Origin of the sequence: Acinetobacter calcoaceticus DSM 30006 = CIP 81.8 (assembly GCF_000368965.1) — a bacterium.
GTDB lineage: Bacteria > Pseudomonadota > Gammaproteobacteria > Pseudomonadales > Moraxellaceae > Acinetobacter > Acinetobacter calcoaceticus.
Map to the genome: position 1 here is coordinate 180,970 of NZ_KB849784.1, position 18,816 is coordinate 199,785.

Annotated in this window: 18 protein-coding genes; 8 read left to right on the plus strand and 10 right to left on the minus strand. The window is 39.8% G+C overall.

Annotated features, from left to right (window positions below; genetic code table 11):
- Positions 1-67: 67 nt before the first annotated feature.
- Together F936_RS18100 and F936_RS18105 are read left to right on the plus strand one after the other, a co-directional pair.
- A complete protein-coding gene (locus F936_RS18100; protein WP_005050066.1) occupies positions 68-325 on the plus strand; it encodes a hypothetical protein in 258 nt (85 codons plus the stop codon).
- 11 nt (positions 326-336) lie between these two features.
- A complete protein-coding gene (locus tag F936_RS18105) occupies positions 337-1,197 on the plus strand; it encodes a patatin-like phospholipase family protein (protein WP_005050068.1) in 861 nt (286 codons plus the stop codon).
- Between the two features lie 29 nt (positions 1,198-1,226).
- Here F936_RS18105 and F936_RS18110 read toward each other — a convergent pair whose 3' ends face one another.
- Entirely contained in the window at positions 1,227-1,646 is a 420-nt protein-coding gene (locus F936_RS18110) for a GNAT family N-acetyltransferase (RefSeq protein ID WP_005050071.1), read from the minus strand.
- 12 nt (positions 1,647-1,658) lie between these two features.
- Positions 1,659-2,870 (minus strand): class I SAM-dependent methyltransferase, encoded by a 1,212-nt coding sequence (locus F936_RS18115; protein WP_005050073.1) that lies wholly within the window; start codon positions 2,868-2,870, stop codon positions 1,659-1,661.
- A gap of 128 nt (positions 2,871-2,998) precedes the next feature.
- On the opposite strand from F936_RS18115, the gene trhA reads away from it, so the two are divergent.
- Positions 2,999-3,640, plus strand: coding sequence for a PAQR family membrane homeostasis protein TrhA (trhA, locus tag F936_RS18120; protein WP_035359563.1), 642 nt, complete (start codon positions 2,999-3,001; stop codon positions 3,638-3,640).
- Between the two features lie 133 nt (positions 3,641-3,773).
- On the plus strand, positions 3,774-5,084 hold the full coding sequence (locus F936_RS18125) for an MFS transporter (protein ID WP_005050077.1): 1,311 nt from the start codon (positions 3,774-3,776) through the stop codon (positions 5,082-5,084).
- A gap of 64 nt (positions 5,085-5,148) precedes the next feature.
- On the opposite strand, the gene F936_RS18130 is transcribed toward F936_RS18125, so the two are convergent.
- Both F936_RS18130 and secA read right to left on the minus strand, forming a co-directional pair.
- Positions 5,149-5,559: a hypothetical protein gene (locus tag F936_RS18130; RefSeq protein WP_005050079.1), complete on the minus strand. Its 411-nt coding sequence runs from the start codon at positions 5,557-5,559 to the stop codon at positions 5,149-5,151.
- Between the two features lie 131 nt (positions 5,560-5,690).
- On the minus strand, positions 5,691-8,411 hold the full coding sequence (gene secA / locus F936_RS18135) for a preprotein translocase subunit SecA (protein WP_005050081.1): 2,721 nt from the start codon (positions 8,409-8,411) through the stop codon (positions 5,691-5,693).
- Between the two features lie 407 nt (positions 8,412-8,818).
- On the opposite strand from secA, the gene F936_RS18140 reads away from it, so the two are divergent.
- From F936_RS18140 to F936_RS18150, 3 genes are all read left to right on the plus strand, one after another.
- Entirely contained in the window at positions 8,819-9,469 is a 651-nt protein-coding gene (locus F936_RS18140; protein ID WP_005050084.1) for a peroxiredoxin, read from the plus strand.
- A 463-nt stretch (positions 9,470-9,932) separates the two neighbouring features.
- Entirely contained in the window at positions 9,933-10,745 is an 813-nt protein-coding gene (locus F936_RS18145) for an MBL fold metallo-hydrolase (RefSeq protein WP_176580073.1), read from the plus strand.
- Positions 10,742-11,323 carry a dual specificity protein phosphatase family protein gene (locus tag F936_RS18150; RefSeq protein ID WP_016801731.1) on the plus strand — a complete coding sequence of 194 codons (582 nt, stop codon included), beginning with the start codon at positions 10,742-10,744 and terminating at the stop codon, positions 11,321-11,323. The genes F936_RS18145 and F936_RS18150 overlap by 4 nt, the downstream gene beginning before the upstream one ends.
- 145 nt (positions 11,324-11,468) lie before the next feature.
- Here the strand turns inward: F936_RS18150 and F936_RS18155 are convergent, their stop codons facing one another.
- The 6 genes from F936_RS18155 to F936_RS18180 form a co-directional block, all read right to left on the minus strand.
- Positions 11,469-12,398, minus strand: coding sequence for a DUF6929 family protein (locus F936_RS18155; RefSeq protein WP_005050090.1), 930 nt, complete (start codon positions 12,396-12,398; stop codon positions 11,469-11,471).
- An 88-nt stretch (positions 12,399-12,486) separates the two neighbouring features.
- Positions 12,487-13,545 carry an SPOR domain-containing protein gene (locus F936_RS18160; RefSeq protein WP_005050092.1) on the minus strand — a complete coding sequence of 353 codons (1,059 nt, stop codon included), beginning with the start codon at positions 13,543-13,545 and terminating at the stop codon, positions 12,487-12,489.
- The gene (gene folC, locus F936_RS18165; protein WP_005050096.1) at positions 13,536-14,822 is read right to left on the minus strand and encodes a bifunctional tetrahydrofolate synthase/dihydrofolate synthase; all 1,287 of its coding nucleotides are present in this window, start codon (positions 14,820-14,822) and stop codon (positions 13,536-13,538) included. Before folC ends, F936_RS18160 begins: the two co-directional genes overlap by 10 nt.
- Positions 14,819-15,715, minus strand: coding sequence for an acetyl-CoA carboxylase, carboxyltransferase subunit beta (accD, locus tag F936_RS18170; RefSeq protein WP_004638923.1), 897 nt, complete (start codon positions 15,713-15,715; stop codon positions 14,819-14,821). Before accD ends, folC begins: the two co-directional genes overlap by 4 nt.
- The gene (gene trpA / locus F936_RS18175; RefSeq protein WP_004638922.1) at positions 15,712-16,515 is read right to left on the minus strand and encodes a tryptophan synthase subunit alpha; all 804 of its coding nucleotides are present in this window, start codon (positions 16,513-16,515) and stop codon (positions 15,712-15,714) included. Before trpA ends, accD begins: the two co-directional genes overlap by 4 nt.
- Before the next feature lie 246 nt (positions 16,516-16,761).
- Entirely contained in the window at positions 16,762-17,811 is a 1,050-nt protein-coding gene (locus tag F936_RS18180) for an AraC family transcriptional regulator (RefSeq protein WP_005050099.1), read from the minus strand.
- A 121-nt stretch (positions 17,812-17,932) separates the two neighbouring features.
- On the opposite strand from F936_RS18180, the gene F936_RS18185 reads away from it, so the two are divergent.
- Complete coding sequence (locus F936_RS18185) at positions 17,933-18,808, plus strand: metal-dependent hydrolase (protein ID WP_005050101.1); 876 nt, start codon at positions 17,933-17,935, stop codon at positions 18,806-18,808.
- The last annotated feature ends 8 nt before the right edge of the window (positions 18,809-18,816 follow it).

The following is an 18,816-nucleotide window of genomic DNA, read 5'->3' on the forward strand; positions in this document are numbered from 1 at the left end:
CTCCTGCCTAAATATGCTATAAATAGACTTCATTTTTGTGCTTCTAAAGCACATTCGAGAAATCCTTATGTCCGATAAAAATTCTTCCGAGTCAGCAATTTTAGGTTGGAAATTTGTTCTGATCGTTGGTGTTTTGAGTGCGATTTTCCTTGGCTTTTTCTATTTAGCGATGAGTAATGAACCTGACTATATGCCAGGGGCTCAGCGCAAAGCACAACAAGAGCAAATGCAGCAAAAAGCTGAAAATGCCACAGAGCAACACGCTCAACATAGTGACAACATGTCTGAAATGGATATGAAAGAACATCAGAACTCAACTCAGTAATTAGATATCAAATGACAGATTTTTCCCGTAATGCACTTGTTGTAGAGGGTGGAGGCATGCGTGGTGCCTTTACCAGTGGCGTACTTGATGCTTTTTTACAGCAACAGTTCAATCCTTTCGATCTATACGTTGGAGTATCATCTGGTTCCACCAACGTTGCAAACTACTTAGCAGGTCAACAAGGCCGCACGTTAACGTTTTATATTGATCACTCCCTCCGTCCTGAATTTATCGATTACAAACGCTTTTTTAAAGGCGGCGATTTACTTGATTTAGAATGGATGTGGGAAGTTGGTGAAAAAGAACATCCACTTGATCAGCAAAGTCTTTTTGCCAAAAATCCTGATTTTTATATGGTGTTGACGCATGCCAAAACAGGTCATGCTGAATATCTTCGTGCGGGTAAAGACAACTTGTTGAATGCGCTTCGTGCGTCTAGCTCGATTCCAGTTTTAACTCGCCACCCAGTCGACATTATGGGTGAACCATACTTTGATGGTGGCGTTGCAGATGCCCTACCTGTTCGCTGGACGGCTCAGCAAAGTGATGTCAAAAAACTGTTAGTTTTACGCACTCGCCCAAAAAATTACTTTAAAGCCAGTAGTAGAGGGGATCAATTCCTCGCGAAATATGCGTTTAAACATCATTATGGTTTTGCAAACAGCTTACGTAGCCGTTGTGCTCGATATAATGCTTCAGTAGATTTTGTCCGTGGTTCTAACCCAGACCAGCAAATTTTAGAAATTTGCCCGCCACCCCTTAAGAATATGGCAGGTCGTTTAAGCACCAATCCGAAAAAGCTTCGCTATAGCTATGAAGTCGGTTTAGAGACAGGCTTACAAGCCATTGAAAGCTGGAATGCAATGAAATAATGCCAAATTGAGATTTCTAAAAAGAAGTCTCAATTTAACTCTAAAGTCATATCAATATGTGGGATACCACAATCTAGATATTCCTCGCCTTGAACTACAAAGCCCAATGCTTCATAAAACGCGGTCACATAAGTTTGAGCTGAAAGCTTTAGGAAAGGTAATTTATGATGACGCGCATATTCAATAATATGCTGCATTAAAATTTTACCTATACCCTGCTTTCGATAAGGCATTAAAACAGCAACACGTCCTACACTATGCTGTGGCAACAATCGCGCTGTAGCAATTGGTTGCTCACGGTCATACACAATAAAGTGTAAAACCATGGCATCCAAATCATCCCATTCATCTTCAGGGGCAATTCCCTGTTCTTGAATAAAAACCTGCTCACGAATGAGCTTGGCATCTTTCTCAAGCTGCTCCCACCCACCCGCTATAATTTTATACATGGGTTAACCTGCTTAACACTTACAACCAATATTCTCGATAGGCAACTGGTCTTGTAATAACAATTCTAGAGTTTGTTTTTTAATACCATACATGTCTTTCAAGGCTTGAATTTGAGCCATGATCTTGGCATCAGGCTGAGTAACATCCTTACGCTTCGTCGCCAGAATCATTTTGTTTTTACTGGTATGTTCAAGCGATACAAACTCAAAAACTTTGGTTTCATAGCCATAAGCTTTTAAAAGTAATGCACGTAATGTATCGGTTAACATTTCAGCTTGCTGACCAGCATGAATACCAAACTGTAGCATGGGTTGTAACACTTCTGGGCTATGTAATTGTGGGCGCAACTCTTTATGGCAACATGGAGCACACATAATCATTGATGCATTTAAACGAATGCCAGTATGAATCGCAAAATCGGTAGCAATGTCACAAGCATGCAAGGCAATCATGACATCTAACTTTTCCGGTTGATAACTACGTACATCACCTTCAAAAAAATCTAAATGATTGAAATCAACTTTATCTGCAACTTTTTGGCAAAATTCAACCAGATTTGGGCGTAATTCAACGCCGGTAATCAGAGGTGTTTTTTGTTGTTCTTGCAAATAATCATATAAAGCAAAAGTTAAATAGCCTTTACCCGAACCGAAATCGACAATCCGTAACTCTTGCTGAGATGCGTCAATCTGTTCATAGGCGCTCGCAAAAATTTCAATAAATTTATTTATCTGTTTCCATTTACGGGCCATGCTTGGAATGATTTGGCCTTTTTCATCGGTAATACCAAGCTCTTTTAGAAATGCATTGCCTTGCTGTACATAGCGTTGCTTTTCACGATCATGCGCCTGAACCGTTTGTGGCGCATTTACAGCCAGCTTTTTACCCATATTTAATAGGGCTTTTTTCTTATTTTTTTTAAGTTGAATTTCTTGAGTAGTTGAAAATAAGTTCGCTTGCTTACACTGCACTAAAAGTGCTGCAATCTGTTCTAAGCCCTCTTCAAATGAATAATTTTTGGTCACATCTTGGGTCGTATAGTGATATAAAGCCGAAAGCTGCTTTTGTCCATGTAACTCTACAACACGGAAAGTGATTTTTTCCAGTTGTTCCAACTCTCCTTTATATTGGCTCAAAATCAAACGCTCAAAAGTCTGCTCATCAAGCATTTGTTTGATTTCATAAAAGAATTGCTGTTCTTGCTCAAAGGAGAAAACCGACACGGATATACCTAAAAAATGAAGACTCATATAAAATAGAAGTTTAAAGGGTCTAGGATTAAAAATAAAATAACTTTACGACTGTTTTGTATTTCTATACATTTGTATTTTTAATCAAAAAAATTAAACTCATGAGTAAATCTGTGGTGGAAACTTACGATCCTAAAGAGGAACTACTTAACGCTTACAGCCATGGAGCTGGTGTCGTTATGGCAGTTATTGCTTCTATCTTTTTAATTATGAAGGGATCTTATCTTCCAACTGCTCAATGGGTGGGTTTATGGGTATACTCATTTAGTCTAATTCTGGTTTTCACGAGTTCAACTCTCTATCACTTTGCTCAAACACAAAATCTACGTTACTGGTATAAGAAACTAGACCACACTGCTATTTATTATTTAATTGCTGGAACATATACCCCTTTCTTAAGCATCGCGATTCCTACACAAAAAGCCCATATTCTGCTTATTGCACTCTGGAGCATTGCTGCAATTGGTACACTTTTCAAGTTAGTTTTTATTCATCGTTTTCAAAAAATTTCTTTGCTGGCCTATATTGTAATGGGATGGCTTGCCGTTTTTGTAATGGATGATATGCGTACTTATTTAAGTAAAGACGCATTGATTTTCTTGATTATTGGCGGGTTAGCTTATACGGTTGGAGCATTGTTTTACGCGTTAAAAAAGGTAAGATATACCCATGCGATCTGGCACATTTTTGTGCTTTTAGGTGCAGGAGCACACTTTCTTGCGATCTATTGGTACATTGTTTAGTTCATTTTTCACTCTTATTCAGTGATCCTGAAAGAGTCATGGATGATGTTCTTTCACGCTATTCTTTGAGAAAAATATGTCTTTAAAAAGAATAGTAAATTAAAAATAAATTTTAACTGATATAAGGTCTTATATGGAGTCAACTTCTGCGACTGCTGCTCCGGCAGTAGCCACTAATTCAAAAGCGCGGGTTTTGTTTGCAAGCTTAGTCGGTACAACCATTGAGTTCTTCGACTTTTATATCTATGCAACAGCTGCCGTTATTATTTTTCCTCACCTGTTTTTCCCTGCTAGTAGTGGCAGTGCCGCAGTATTACAATCTTTAGCAACCTTCGCCATTGCCTTTATTGCCCGTCCTATCGGTGCAGCATTATTCGGTCATTTAGGAGACCGTATTGGTCGTAAAGCCACTCTAGTTGCAGCTTTGCTCACCATGGGTATTTCAACAGTCTGTATTGGTTTACTTCCAACATATGCACAGATTGGAATTGTCGCTCCATTACTATTAGCTGTATGCCGTCTAGGGCAAGGCTTAGGTTTAGGTGGTGAATGGAGCGGTGCTGTATTACTTGCGACAGAGAATGCACCTGAGGGTAAACGCGCATGGTATGGCATGTTCCCACAGCTTGGGGCTCCAATTGGCTTTATTTTAGCAACAGGTTCATTTTTATTATTGGGTGCAGCCATTCCTGAGCAGGCATTCATGCAATGGGGCTGGCGTATTCCCTTTATTGCAAGTGCTGTATTAGTGATTGTTGGCTTATATATCCGTTTGAAACTCCATGAGACTCCAGCATTCCAAAAAGTTTTGGATAAGCAAAAAGAAGTCAATATTCCATTTAAAGAAGTCGTAACCAAACATACAGGTAAACTTGTACTTGGTACGATTGCAGCAATCTGTACTTTTGTGGTGTTCTATCTTACAACCGTATTTGCCTTAAACTGGGGAACTACCAAATTAGGCTATGCGCGTGGTGAGTTCTTAGAACTTCAACTCTTTGCCACACTGTGCTTCGCTGCATTCATTCCTTTATCAGCTATTTTTGCAGAAAAATTTGGACGTAAAGCCACTTCTATTTGTGTTTGTATTGCTGCTGCGATTTTCGGTTTGTTCTTCTCTAGCATGTTAGAGTCTGGAAATACGTTAATCGTCTTTCTCTTCTTATGTACAGGCTTGTCGATTATGGGCTTGACCTATGGTCCGATTGGTACAGTTCTTTCGGAACTTTTCCCAACTTCAGTTCGTTATACGGGTTCAGCATTAACGTTTAACTTGGCAGGTATTTTTGGTGCATCTTTTGCTCCACTCATTGCCACTAAACTTGCTGAAACTTATGGTTTATATGCAGTTGGTTATTATCTTACTGCGGCATCACTTCTATCACTCATCGCTTTTTTATTCATTCGTGAAACAAAAAATGATGATGTGAATAATCAGATCTAAAAACTAGAAATTCTTATATAAAAAAGCCGGTTCATGATTGACCGGCTTTTTTTATAGATACAGCTTAATTTATTGATGCTGGAGCTGCTACATTGCTTGCTGCAACGGCGGCTGCTCCTGCTACAGCTGCTTCACCAATTAAAGCCACTTTTGCTTTTTCTTGGCTCTTCGCAGATAAAGCAGGGTTAGTTGCCACAATACGATTAATGTTTGCTGAGTTTGCCGGAGCAATCGCAGTGGTTTGTAAAATAATTGGGCGATTAGCTGTGTTACCTAACGTATAGCGAATACCTGTACGCGGGCTAATCACTGTTGTATTTTCTTGCTTCACTACAGCTTGAGCCGAAGTTGGCCCTTTTGCTGCAAGTACTTTATCAACCGTTGTCGTTTGAGGGGCTGAAGCTGCTTCTGCTGCGAAAACAAAACTAGGCACAGCAAGAACAGTTAAAAATAAAGGTTGTAATACTTTTTTCATTGTCTTTCCAACATACACTCTGGATGAGAAGTAAATAGCATTTAATGCTTAAAACTGCAAACATTATTCACAGGCTTACTACAAACATAAAAAAAGCAGAACAGTTGTTCTGCTTTTTTTGTGAAGGCAGATTAGATCTTACCGTGACACTGCTTATATTTTAATCCAGATCCACATGGGCATGGCGCATTGCGGCTTTCTGGAACAGGGAAAGCTTGCTGATCGGCAGACTCGTTCATGGTTTCTTGAGAAACAGTAACTTCTCCAGTTAAACCATCAACATCATCATGCTCGAAAGAAAGCTTCATCGATTCAGCTTGCTGCTGCTGTTGGGCTTCCATTTCTGCAAGTTCTTCTGGTGTTGGGATATGTACACGAGACAAATCAGTCACAACATCAGTTTTGATAATACCGAGCATATTTACAAACAAGTTGAAAGCTTCTTTCTTGTATTCCTGTTCAGGATTTTTTTGCGCATAGCCACGTAAGTGAATACCTTGACGCAAGTAATCCATTGCAGCTAAGTGATCTTTCCAATGACGATCAAGAGAGTTTAAAACGAAGTGGCGTTCAAGCATTGCTGCTGATTCAGCACCCATTTGAGCACGGCGTTGACGATAACGTTCAATCACTTCATCACTGATTCGTTCAACTAAACCTTCTTCATCCAGACGGCGATCTTGGTCTAACCATTCCTGAATTGGCAGCTCAATGCCCAAATCGATACGTAAAGCATTCTCTAAACCTTCAACATCCCACTGGTCATGAATTGACTCAGGTGGAATAAAGTTAGCAATCACGCCTTTCATCACTTCATGATGCATTTCTTCGACGTATTCTTTTAAGGTATTTTCAGCTAAAACTTCATCACGTTGTGAATAAATGATCTTACGTTGTTCATTATTCACATCATCGTATTTCAATAAGTTTTTACGAATATCAAAGTTACGAGCTTCAACTTTACGCTGAGCGTTCTCAATTGAACGACTCACCATTTTGTGTTCAATCGCTTCATTTTCTTGTAGACCCATCGCGCGCATCATTCCAACTACGCGGTCACCTGCGAAAATACGCATAAGGTCATCTTCAAGAGACAAATAGAAACGAGAAACACCAGGGTCACCTTGACGACCCGCACGACCACGTAACTGGTTATCAATACGACGTGATTCATGGCGTTCAGAACCAATGATATGCAAACCACCTGATTGCAATACATCTTCATGGTCTTGTTCCCATTGTGCTTTCAGACGTGCTTCATCTTCAGCAGTAGGGTTTTCAAGTTTGGCAAGTTTCGCTTTCCAGTTACCACCCAAGATAATGTCTGTACCACGACCCGCCATGTTCGTTGCAATCGTTACTGCATTCGGGCTACCCGCTTGAGCAATAATGTCAGCTTCACGCTCATGTTGTTTTGCATTCAACACTTCGTGATGAATACCAGCTTGCATTAACTTAGAAGATAAAATTTCACTGGCTTCAATGGTCGCTGTACCAATAAGAATCGGTGCCACACCTTGCTCACGAATATTCGTAATTTCCTGAATAATCGCGTCATATTTACCATTACGGTTTAAATAAATTAAATCGTTTTGGTCATTACGTACCATTGGGCGGTGAGTTGGAATAATCACAACATCAAGGCCATAAATTTCTTTCATTTCCGCAGCTTCAGTATCAGCAGTACCTGTCATACCTGAAAGCTTTTTATATAGACGGAAATAGTTCTGGAATGTTGTGGTCGCTAAAGTCTGGTTTTCAGGCTGAATTTCTAAACCTTCTTTCGCTTCAACTGCTTGATGCAAACCTTCTGACCAACGACGGCCCGGCATTGTACGGCCAGTATGTTCATCAACAATCACGACTTCGCCATCGTGAATAATATAGTGAACATCGCGTTGGAATAAGAAATGTGCACGGATAGCAGCAGACACATGATGAACAAGGCTTAGATTTGTTGCTGAATATAAGCTTTCACCTTCAGCCAACAAGCCCATCTGAATGAGTTCTTGTTCAACAGTTTCATAACCAATTTCAGTCATTTCAACTGAACGCTGTTTTTCATCGATCCAGAAATGTCCACCATCTGCAACTTTTTCTTCTTTTTGCGGACGTAATCTAGGGGGAATCGTATTGATTGCAGCATAAAGATGTGAAGAGTCTTCACTTTGACCAGAAATAATTAATGGTGTACGTGCTTCATCAATCAAGATTGAGTCAACTTCATCGATAATGGCATAGTGCAAGCCACGTTGTTTCTTTTCTGCTAAAGAAAACACCATGTTGTCACGTAAGTAGTCAAAACCGAATTCGTTATTGGTACCATAAGTAATATCAGCAAGATAAGCTTCCGCTTTTTCAGACGGACCTTGCATTGAATAGATCGTACCAATAGATAAACCCAAAAATTCAAATAATGGGCGGTTCAACTCAGCATCACGCTGTGCCAAATAATCGTTCACAGTAATGACATGAACGCCTTCGCCACTTAATGCGTTTAAATAACACGCCAAAGTACCCATAAGGGTTTTACCTTCACCGGTACGCATTTCGGCAATCTTACCTTCATGTAAGGTAATACCACCAATAAGCTGAACGTCATAGTGACGCATGCCCATTACACGTTTGGCAGCTTCACGACACACTGCAAACGCTTCTGGAAGTAATTTATCTAAACTTTCGCCATTATTATAACGTTGTTTGAATTCTGGAGTTTTTGCAGATAAGTCTGCATCGCTTAAAGCTGATATCGTCGGCTCGAGCGCATTGATTTGCTCAACAATTTTGCGCATGCGTTTGAGTTCGCGCTCATTTTTTGTACCGAAGATACCTCCGATCAGACTTGCCAACATGGATAAACTCTCTAAATCTTGCTTGGTCAAATGAATAAACTTTTTCTCAGTCGTTTATTATGGTGCCAGAAATTTGAAGTACAAGGGTTTTGCACAAAACCCCTAAAAAAAATCTGATAGTTAGACGAATGGTTTTATCATTCGCCTAGTCCCCCGTAATGTACCTTGCACCTAAAAACGTAACATTAACGCTCATCTATTAAGCATAACTTCCGAGAAATCTAATTTAGCAAATTTACCTTAAAGTTACATTGATTAAGCACATAAAATAGTGAGTTTTAGTCATATATATTTACACTTATATAAAAAACTCATAATAAAATACAAAAACAATAATTTTAATCATAAAGATAATGCTGCATATTCATTGGATCGAATAACAAATTATGAGCAATTGAGGAACGATCATGACACTACGATTAGGAGATACAGCCCCCGATTTTCAACAAGAATCGAGTGAAGGCACAATTAATTTTTATGATTTTCTAGGGGATAGTTGGGGAATTTTATTTTCACATCCAGCCGACTATACGCCCGTATGTACAACAGAGTTAGGTTATACAGCAAAATTAAAAGATGAATTTACGAAGCGTAATGTTAAAGCGATTGCTTTGTCAGTAGATGATGTAGAGTCTCATAAGGGATGGATCAATGACATTAACGAAACACAAAATACAACTGTAAATTTTCCAATCATTGCAGATAAAGATCGTAAAGTCTCTGAGCTATATGGTTTCATTCATCCAAATGCCAGTGAAACACTGACAGTACGTTCATTAGTGATTATTGATCCGAATAAAAAAGTTCGCTTAATCATTACCTACCCTGCTTCAACAGGCCGAAATTTTAATGAAGTCTTACGTGTTGTTGACTCATTACAATTAACTGACAAGCATAAAGTAGCGACGCCAGCGAACTGGCAACAAGGCGAAGATGTCGTTATTGTGCCATCACTTAAAGATGAAGAAGAAATTAAACAGCGCTTCCCTAAAGGCTATACAGCGGTTAAACCTTATTTACGCTTAACACCACAGCCTGAAAGCAATAAAACCGACTAAAGGTTTTTATTGCTTGCAAGACAAGCGAAGCGCGTAGGCAAACATTTGAAAGTTTCCTAATAAAGCCAACAGTTATGTAGTGATTTTAAAAGCCTTTAAAAAAGGCTTTAATCGAAGTGCAAGACAAACGAAGTGCGTAGGCAAGCATTCGAAAAGTTGGCTACAAGACAAACGAAGTGCGTAGGCAAGCATTTGAAAAGTTCGCTACAAGACAAACGAAGTGCGTAGGCAAACATTCGAAACTTTTCGAATAAAAACTGTCAGCAGCACATACGTAACCAGTTAAAAAGTTCATAACAGAGCATCGAAAATAAGTACCAAATTTTTAGAAAATCTTAAGTAAATATCACACCCTAAAAAGTCATCCAACGTGATGGCTTTTTATTTATGTATTGAATACACATGGTTTTTACTGCCCAGATCAGTTATAACTCGAAGCGATTCGGTATAAAAAATAAAAATCATGATCTATAAAATTCATCATTTAAAGTGCGGCAGCATGTGCCCAGTTTGTGCCCCACTCTTTGGACAAAAAGGCTTCCGGGCTGAAGTTGTCTGCCATTGCCTTCTGGTTGAAACCGATCGAGGTCTAGTGCTTATTGATACAGGCTTTGGGCTGCAAGATTACCTACATATGAAGCAGCGACTAGGTTCATTAGTCCAACGTTTAGGCAAAATTGAGACTAACCTCGAGTTTAGTGCCATCCAGCAAATCCAAAAGCTCGGATTTAGTCCTAAGGATGTACAACATATATTTGTTACTCATCTTGATTTTGATCATGCAGGTGGAATTTCAGATTTTCCACATGCCACAGTTCATGTTTTAGCGGCAGAATATAACGCGGCCCAACTTCCAAATCTTAAGGGCAAACTTCGCTATAGAACCAATCAATATAAAGACCATCGTTACTGGAACTTTGTTGAATATCAGCAAGGTGAAGCATGGTTTAACCTTGAAAAGGTAAAAGGCTTTCCTCTTTTTCAAGATGAAATTTTAATGGTGCCTTTATTGGGTCACTCAGCTGGTCATTGTGGCATTGCCATAAAGCAACAAAATCAATGGTTATTATTTTGTGGGGATGCGTACTACTCACACCTAGAGTTAAACCCTAAAAATAAATTAAGATCACTTAATTTGCTGGAAAAAACATTTGCAGAAGATAATGAGCAACGTCTTGTTAACCTCAAACGCTTACAGCATTTAGCTCAACATGAGCCAACGATTGAAATAATTTGTGCTCATGATCCTTATGAGCTTAACCGGTATCAAACATGAAAAAATTATCACTCATCACACTTGCCATCTGTATAAATTTACAGGGATGTATGCAGCATGAAAGTATTGCCCATGAGCAACGACCAAAAGACTGGGGCACTTTAGTCTCTCAGAATCATAACTTTTATCAGATTAGTGATACTGTTTTTCGCAGTGAACAACCAGATGTAACGATGATTCCCGAGTTAAAACATCATCAAATTGGAACTATTATTAACCTAAGAGCCAAAGCAGCAGATGATTTAGTTTTTAAAAATGAAAATTTTAACCTTGCACATATTCCTATCAACACTTGGGCAATTGACCGACAAGATCTGTTAGAAGTCATGCAACAAATTAAGATTGCCAAACAGAATAATCAACGTGTTTTATTGCACTGTTACCATGGTTCAGACCGTACAGGAGCCAGTGTTGCCATGTATCGTATTATTTTTGAGAATTGGGCAATTGATGATGCGGTTAAAGAAATGAAACAAGGCGGTTATGGCTATCATATTATCTGGAAGAACATTGACCGCCTATTTACACCTGAAAATGTAAAATGGACTCAACAACAACTGTCGAATTCCAACAGCTAAAGACTGGATTGCTTTTGTATGCAAACTCGATTATTAGGCAAATAAGTTGGCTCAATCACCAACTTATTTATTGTTTTCATTCTTATCAATTACATATAAAAACATATACTTAAAGATAAATGATCATCAAAAATATGATTTAACTTTATGATTTTCCCAAAGCGGCGTTGCTAAGTAATACCTTCAAAATTTCAGAATCACCACCATCACTGTCTGTCACTAATAAAAAGACTTCGCCATCGGATCTCGACTCTAACCAAGTAATCCCTTCAACCTTGATTGGCAGCGTCTGTCCTTTCGCATCTTGAATCAAATGAGTCACTAAAGCTTTACCATCAGGCGAAAACACCAAAATAAAACTTCCTAAGACAGCACCGTCATCATAGGTATTGAGTGTTTGTTCGACCGCAGCTGTAGCAACAATCAAATTTTTATCCGCTAAAAAACAAGCATCTGAAATGCCACTTGCTGAACCATCAAGCTCAGCTAAGCTTAGTTTGAGCGAATGTATAAGTGCATTTTCTAAGGATTTTCCTGCTTGAATTTTGATTAAATCAAAGACTAAAACCCCATGATGGAGATTTATGTTACCACGTTGAAAGATATAGAAATAACGATGATCTGAACATATGGCTTCTATATTGAGATCAGCCCCGCCTGTTAATTCAACCTGATGCTGCAAAAAATCATAATCAACCGCATCCAAGAAAGTTCTGACCTGATCATTGGCAGGGTTATAGAGTAATGCTCGTTTTCGATTTTCTGTAGAACCCGAGCCCACCACCAAAAGCTGTGATTGTCCGTTCCAACTTATGGAGGTTAAAGCTTCAAAATCAGGCTTCTGTTCTTTGCTTAATGCACTTAGCGGTATTTGCTCTGAAGGATCAAATAATGGAATTTTTTCAAAGACCGTTGCATCGGCCATGTTCTGGGTTCGATTGATTCTTAATAAATAAGGGAGATTATCACCAACAAAATAAACATCATCCCCCACACAAGCAACTCCAGACAGTGCACTAATCACTGAATCTTGTGCAAAAACAAATCGTTCTAATATTTTGATCGTTGTATTCATCTTCAAGCCCCCCCTATTGAATGGAACACTCCTCACAAGAATAAAGCATTTGAAGTGTTCCTGATTTGATTTAGGGGATGATCAGCCGTTATCGCTGATCAAGCGGCACCCAGTCAATTACCCAAGCCGATTTCATATTTAAACTTGAATCAGAAGTAATTTTCTTACGGGCTGCATCTGCTGTATCACGGTCTTTCGCTGGTCCAACCATAATACGGACTCCCTTGCTGGTTTGGCTCGTAGTTACCTTGTAGCCTTTAGCTCGTAATTTAGAAACAACTGCATCTGCATTTGCTTGGTTAGCAGCCAATGCAACTTGCACCATCCACTTTTTATCGCCATTTTCAAGTAGCTCTCGCGCTTTTTCAGCATCAGCTTTTTTATCAGCTTCTGCTTTGCGTTTAGCATCTGATGCTTTCTTATCTGCTTCTGCCTGACGTTTTGCTTCAGTTGCTTTCTTATCAGCTTCTGCCTGACGTTTTGCTTCAGCTGCTTTCTTATCAGCTTCTGCTTGTCGCTTAGCATCTGCCGCTTTCTTATCGGCTTCCGCTTGTCGTTTAGTATCTGATGCTTTTTTGTCTACTTCTGCTTGGCGTTTTGCTTCGGCTGCTTTTTTAGCTGCTTCTGCTTGTCGTTTTGCTTCAGCTGCTTTTTTATCAGCTTCTATTTTTAAAGTATCAGTTGTTTTATTAGCCACGTTAGTTTGCTGGTTTTTAGCTTTCGCCTCACCCACTAACTCTGGTGGAATATTATCTGAACTTTCTTGAGCTGCTGTACGACGTGCATTAATCGCAGCATATTCGGCAGCCGCTTTACGAGCAGCATCGGCTTCAGCTTGCTGTTGCATTGCTAAAAACTCAGCCGCACGTGCTTCTTGTTCTGCAACAGCTTTTTCACGAGAACGACGCTGTTCTTCTAGCAAACGCTTTTCTGTTTCAACATCAACCGCTAGAGGTTGTAGTTGTACCATTTGTCCTTCGGTTGCTTGCTTTGGCTTAGTTTGAGTTTTTGGCGCTGTGGATGCGTCTGGCTGAACTTCAACCTGCTTTATTTCTTCATTTCCTTTTAGAAGTAATGCTGCCAATAAAACACCACCACCCAGTAAAACAACACCACCCATCCAGCGTTGTTTGTTATTCATTGACATTCTTCCAAATACTCCCAAATCGCTTCTAAAGTATGAAACGAACCACAGGCCAAAATCAGCTGATTGTTATTTGTTTGCTCAAGCGCTGATTTAAATGCCTCTTTGATATTGCCATATTGTTGTACTGTCTGACCTTGCAAGGCATCATTGAGTTGCTGAATCGATGCAGCACGCGGCACATTCAACTCAGCAATTTTCCAATGTAAAACAGTAGGTTTCAATAAATCGACTACTGATTTTATATCTTTATCTGCCAGCATTGAAAATACTGCGACAACTTCTGTGTACTGTTTATTGTATTCTAAGAAATTTCGCAATTGCTTTAACAAAAATTCAACACCATGTGGATTGTGTCCGGCATCAAAAATTACCGTTTTCCCTTCCACTTGACGCTGTTCAAAACGCCCTGCTAAACGTGCAGCTTGAATACCTTTTTCTAAAGCAGACTGAGAAATTTCAAGTCCGCTATTTAAAATGGCTGCAACCGCTCCCGCAATATTTTCGATGGCTAAACCACCTAAAGGAAGCTTTAAAGTGGTTCCTTCTGAAGCAAAGTACCAGTTTTGCCCATCATCAGCGAGTTTATAAAAATAATCACGATTAACGGTATATAAAATTGCTTGTGTGCTTTCTGCTTTATCTTGAATTGCTTGAGGTAGAAGTTGTTCGCCAGCAAAGACAACCGGAATTTGTGGACGAATAATGCCTGCTTTTTCAAAAGCAATTTTTTCAATGGTATCGCCTAACCAATCGGTATGATCTAGGCCAATATTAGTAATAATCGCAACATTGGGATCAATTACATTAACAACATCTAAGCGCCCGCCCAAACCGACTTCGAGCACCCATACATCGCATTGCTGTTGTTTAAAAATGACAAAAGCAGCCAAAGTGGTTGCTTCAAAAAAAGATAAGCTTAAATCACAATCGCGACGAGCCTGATCGACTTGAACAAAAGCATCAATCAGACTTTGATCATCGACTTCGACTCCACCTAATTTGACTCGCTCATTAAAGCGATAGATATGGGGTGACTGATATAACCCAACTTTGTAGCCCTGCTCATTTAATATAGCAGCTAGTGTAGTTGTAGTTGAGCCTTTACCATTCGTTCCGGCTACTGTAAAAACTTTGGCAGCAGGCTGGGTTACGCCCAGCTTTTCTGCCACAGGAATTACACGTTCCAGACCAAGATCTATCCCTGTAACGTGAACATGGCTCCAATAATTGAGCCATGTATCTAAAGAGTCTATTGAAAGTGGAGCTTGTTGATTCAAGGTAAGTTCATCAATTTCGATACAAGTCGAGATACAGTATCACGTAAAGCATGACGATGAACAATCTGATCGATTACGCCATGATCAAGCAAATATTCTGCACGTTGGAATGGTTCTTCCAATGTTTCACGTACAGTTTGTTCAATTACACGTTTACCTGCAAAGCCGATCATCGCTTTCGGTTCAGCAATATGAATATCACCTAACATTGCTAAAGAAGCTGTAACACCGCCATACACCGGATGTGTTAACACCACGATATAAGGTAAACCTGCATCTTTTAATTTTTGGATCGCCGCTGAAGTACGCGCCATTTGCATAAGAGACAACATGCCTTCTTGCATACGTGCGCCACCAGAAGCTGCGAAACAGACTAATGGTTGACGTTTTGCAATAGCAAGTTCGGCAGCCTGAACAAAACGGTCACCCACTACAGTACCCATAGAGCCGCCCATAAAGTCGAACTCAAAAGCACATGCAATCAAATCAACGCCATTTAAATTGCCTTGCATTGCAATTAAAGCTTCTGTTTCACCAGTTTTGCTTTGTGCTTCACGCATACGATCTGGATATGGCTTGGTGTCGACAAACTTTAACGGGTCTTTCGCGCTAAACTCTTGACCCAATTCAGTTACTACATTGTCGAAGAACCAATTTAAACGATCACGAGCTTTCATTCGTAAGTGTTCATCACACTGCGGACAAACATACGCATTGAAAGAGATTGCTGTACGTGTCACTAGAGCATGACATTCAGGGCATTCAATCGTTGGCTCAGTAAATGTTGCTTTGAGAATTTGTTGCTCATTTGCGACTTCAATACCTGGAACCGGACGTTGTGTCCATGGGGTCGCAGGGCTAAGAACTTTCCCTGATTTCACTTCTTGATTCATACTAACTCATCGAGCGCTGCTCGAAGCTCCTTGACTTTATTCACCGTCTGTTCAACAGCGTCATCCGCTGCCAACGTTGCAAAATTTTTAACGAAAGCACTACCCACAATCACAGCATCAGCAACACTACCCATTGCTTTTGCTGAAGCGGCATCACTAATACCAAAACCAACACCCACTGGAATATCAGTGGCATTTTTGATTTTCTGAATACGTGCAGCAGCTTCTGCCGTATCTAGTGTTGCTGCTCCTGTTACACCCTTGAGTGAAACATAGTAGATAAATCCACTTGCCTGATTTGCCACATGTTGAATGCGTTGGTCTGTAGAAGTTGGCGCGAGCAAGAAGATTTGATCCATGTCATGTTGCTTCAACACAGCAGCAAACTCTTTTGACTCTTCTGGCGGTAAATCCACCAGCAATAAGCCATCTACACCACACTGTTTCGCATGAGAAATAAACTTCTCGTAACCAATCACTTCAACCGGATTCAAATAACCCATTAAAACAACAGGTGTATCCTGATCCTGTTCACGGAACTCCTTTACCATATTGAGAGCATCTAATGTGTTAGTCCCTGCTGCAAGCGCACGTTCAGCTGCAAGCGCAATTACCGGACCATCAGCCATTGGATCTGAAAATGGTAAACCAAGCTCAATGACATCTACTCCTGCCGCAACCATTTTATGCAGTAACGGAACTGTTACTTGCGGTTGTGGATCACCCGCCATAACATAAGATACAAGCGCTTTACGTTGTTGGGACTTAAGCTTTTCAAAACGGGTGGCAAGACGTGACATAGGGTTGTGCTTTCCTTGAATTATTTAAAATTGAGGAGTTGTTTGTAGAAATACAAGAACATCGCATTTTAACGCTATTTTTTGTCCATTGAACAGCTCTAACGTTATGGCGATATTCGATTGTATGATTCATACAACCCATGGCGTACATTTATCAATATTTTGAAACTTTTCTCAATGATCAAAGCTTCCTATTTTCGAACCATTATTAGATCGTCATCTAAATAGAAAATCGCCACAAAAAGGCTATTTCTCTGCATTTTTATGGGTTAGCTGTAATTGCCTTTTTCTTGTGAGTAAAGTTTGCCCTGTCAAATTTTTATGGGCCCGTGCAAGTGCCGACTGGTCCGAATATCCCAATTGTTCAGCAATTAAAGTGAGGCTTGCATTTTGGTTGAGGAGTATTTCACAACGTCTCATGCGCTCTGCATCTAAAATTAATTTAAATGAAGTGTTTAATGACTGTAGCTGACGCTGCAAGCTTCGCACTGAAATATTCAACTCGATGGCAATATCTTCTATTTTAGGGGCTTGCTGCCTTTGCTTAAAATATTCATGTACGATCCAATGGATTTGCTGAGCTAAATCTGTATGTATTTTACGCTGAGCTAACGCCTCTTCTGCCTGTTTCACTAAAAGTTGCATTAAGGTCGGGTCTGCATGTTGAGGGCGAATACTTAGTCCCTCACTTGCAAAAGTTAATGCATAGTAAGGTTTCCCAAATGATAATTTGCATTGAAAGAAGCGCTGATAGTGCACTAACGGACCACGTGCGCTGTGCACAAACTCAACTTGTTGCAAGAGAAAATCATGCAGTGGGGCTATTTGTTTAGCAAGTTGTACCATAGCTGCCAAGGTCAATTCACAGAGTATGATATTACTGTCATCAACCAACGGCCAATACAAACGAATTTTAGAAGCATCTTGCTCGATTTGCATAGGCACGACTTGCTCACCGTCAATCACCAGACGGTGAAACTTCATGATATATTCAAGAACCTCTGCAAAGCTACCACTTCGGGATGCCATATATCCCAATACACCAAAATTGGCAGGTGTAATACAAGTCGCCATTTCCAAAGCTAAATTGGAAACTTGTAATCGAGATTCGGTCAGCTCTAAAAGCTCAAGAAAAAAAGTTAAAGGTGATTGAGCATCGATAGATGCAGATAAAATGTTTTGAACTTGGCGAACCTGAACATCTGTTAGATTTAATGCCTGCCAGTCCATCCCCTTTTCTTTTAAGTAAGTATTCCAAAGGTAAAAATAACCATTTGAAATCGTAAACTCCTGCATGGCGCATCCTTTTTTTACTGCCACCTTGTCGTAAACTGTATAAAAATTGGCAATAACTGTCAAAACAAAGCCGACCAGTCGCGACATACTAGTGAACAAGTTAGATGCGAGAAATAAAAATATGAACGCACATGTTTCTTATCAGGTCGATCCAGTGGTTCGTAAAGATCTAGATTTTCATTTAAACGAAGCACCTCGCTTTTGGTTTAATAATGATCCTTTTTTGACTCGTATGTTCGATGCACTCAGCTTAACCTTTCCAGATGGAGAGCGTTATTTTATTGAATGTGTTCGTATGTTCCGTGACAAAATTGATGATCCAGAACTACAAAGACGAGTTGTGGACTTTATTAAACAAGAAGCTCAACACGGTATTGCTCATGACAAAATGAATCAGATCATGAAAGAGCAAGGCATGCCCGTTGACCAGTTCACAACCACCCTCAAAAGGATTTTCCGTTTTGAACTGACAAAACGCTCACCTCAATACAACATTGCCATGACAGCCGCGGCAGAACATTTAACAGCTTTAATGGCAGAGACGTTTTATAGCAACAAAAAAACATTGGAAAATGCACATCCGTATGTTCGAGCACTGTTTGCATGGCATGCCATTGAAGAGATGGAGCATCGAGATGTTGCATTTGATGTAATGAAACAAGTCGGTGAAGTACCAGAGTCAACTCGTCGCTTTGTATTAGTTGCTACAACAGTATTGATGTTTGGTTTTACGCTTTATCGCACCAATGTCATGTTGAAATGTGATGGTTTTAGTTCTAGAGAAAGACTGTTGATGACACTTAAAGGTTTGCCTTGGTTTTTCGGTAAAAATGGCACATTAACAGCCATGAAAAGCCAATATCTAGACTGGTTTAAAAAAGATTTTCATCCAAGTCAGCATCCGGTCATTCGTCAATATCCTGTTTGGATTGAAACACTCGAAAAGACAAATGACCCTATTGCAGCTGGTGAGGCATTCTGGCAAGCAGGTTTATAACCTGCTTG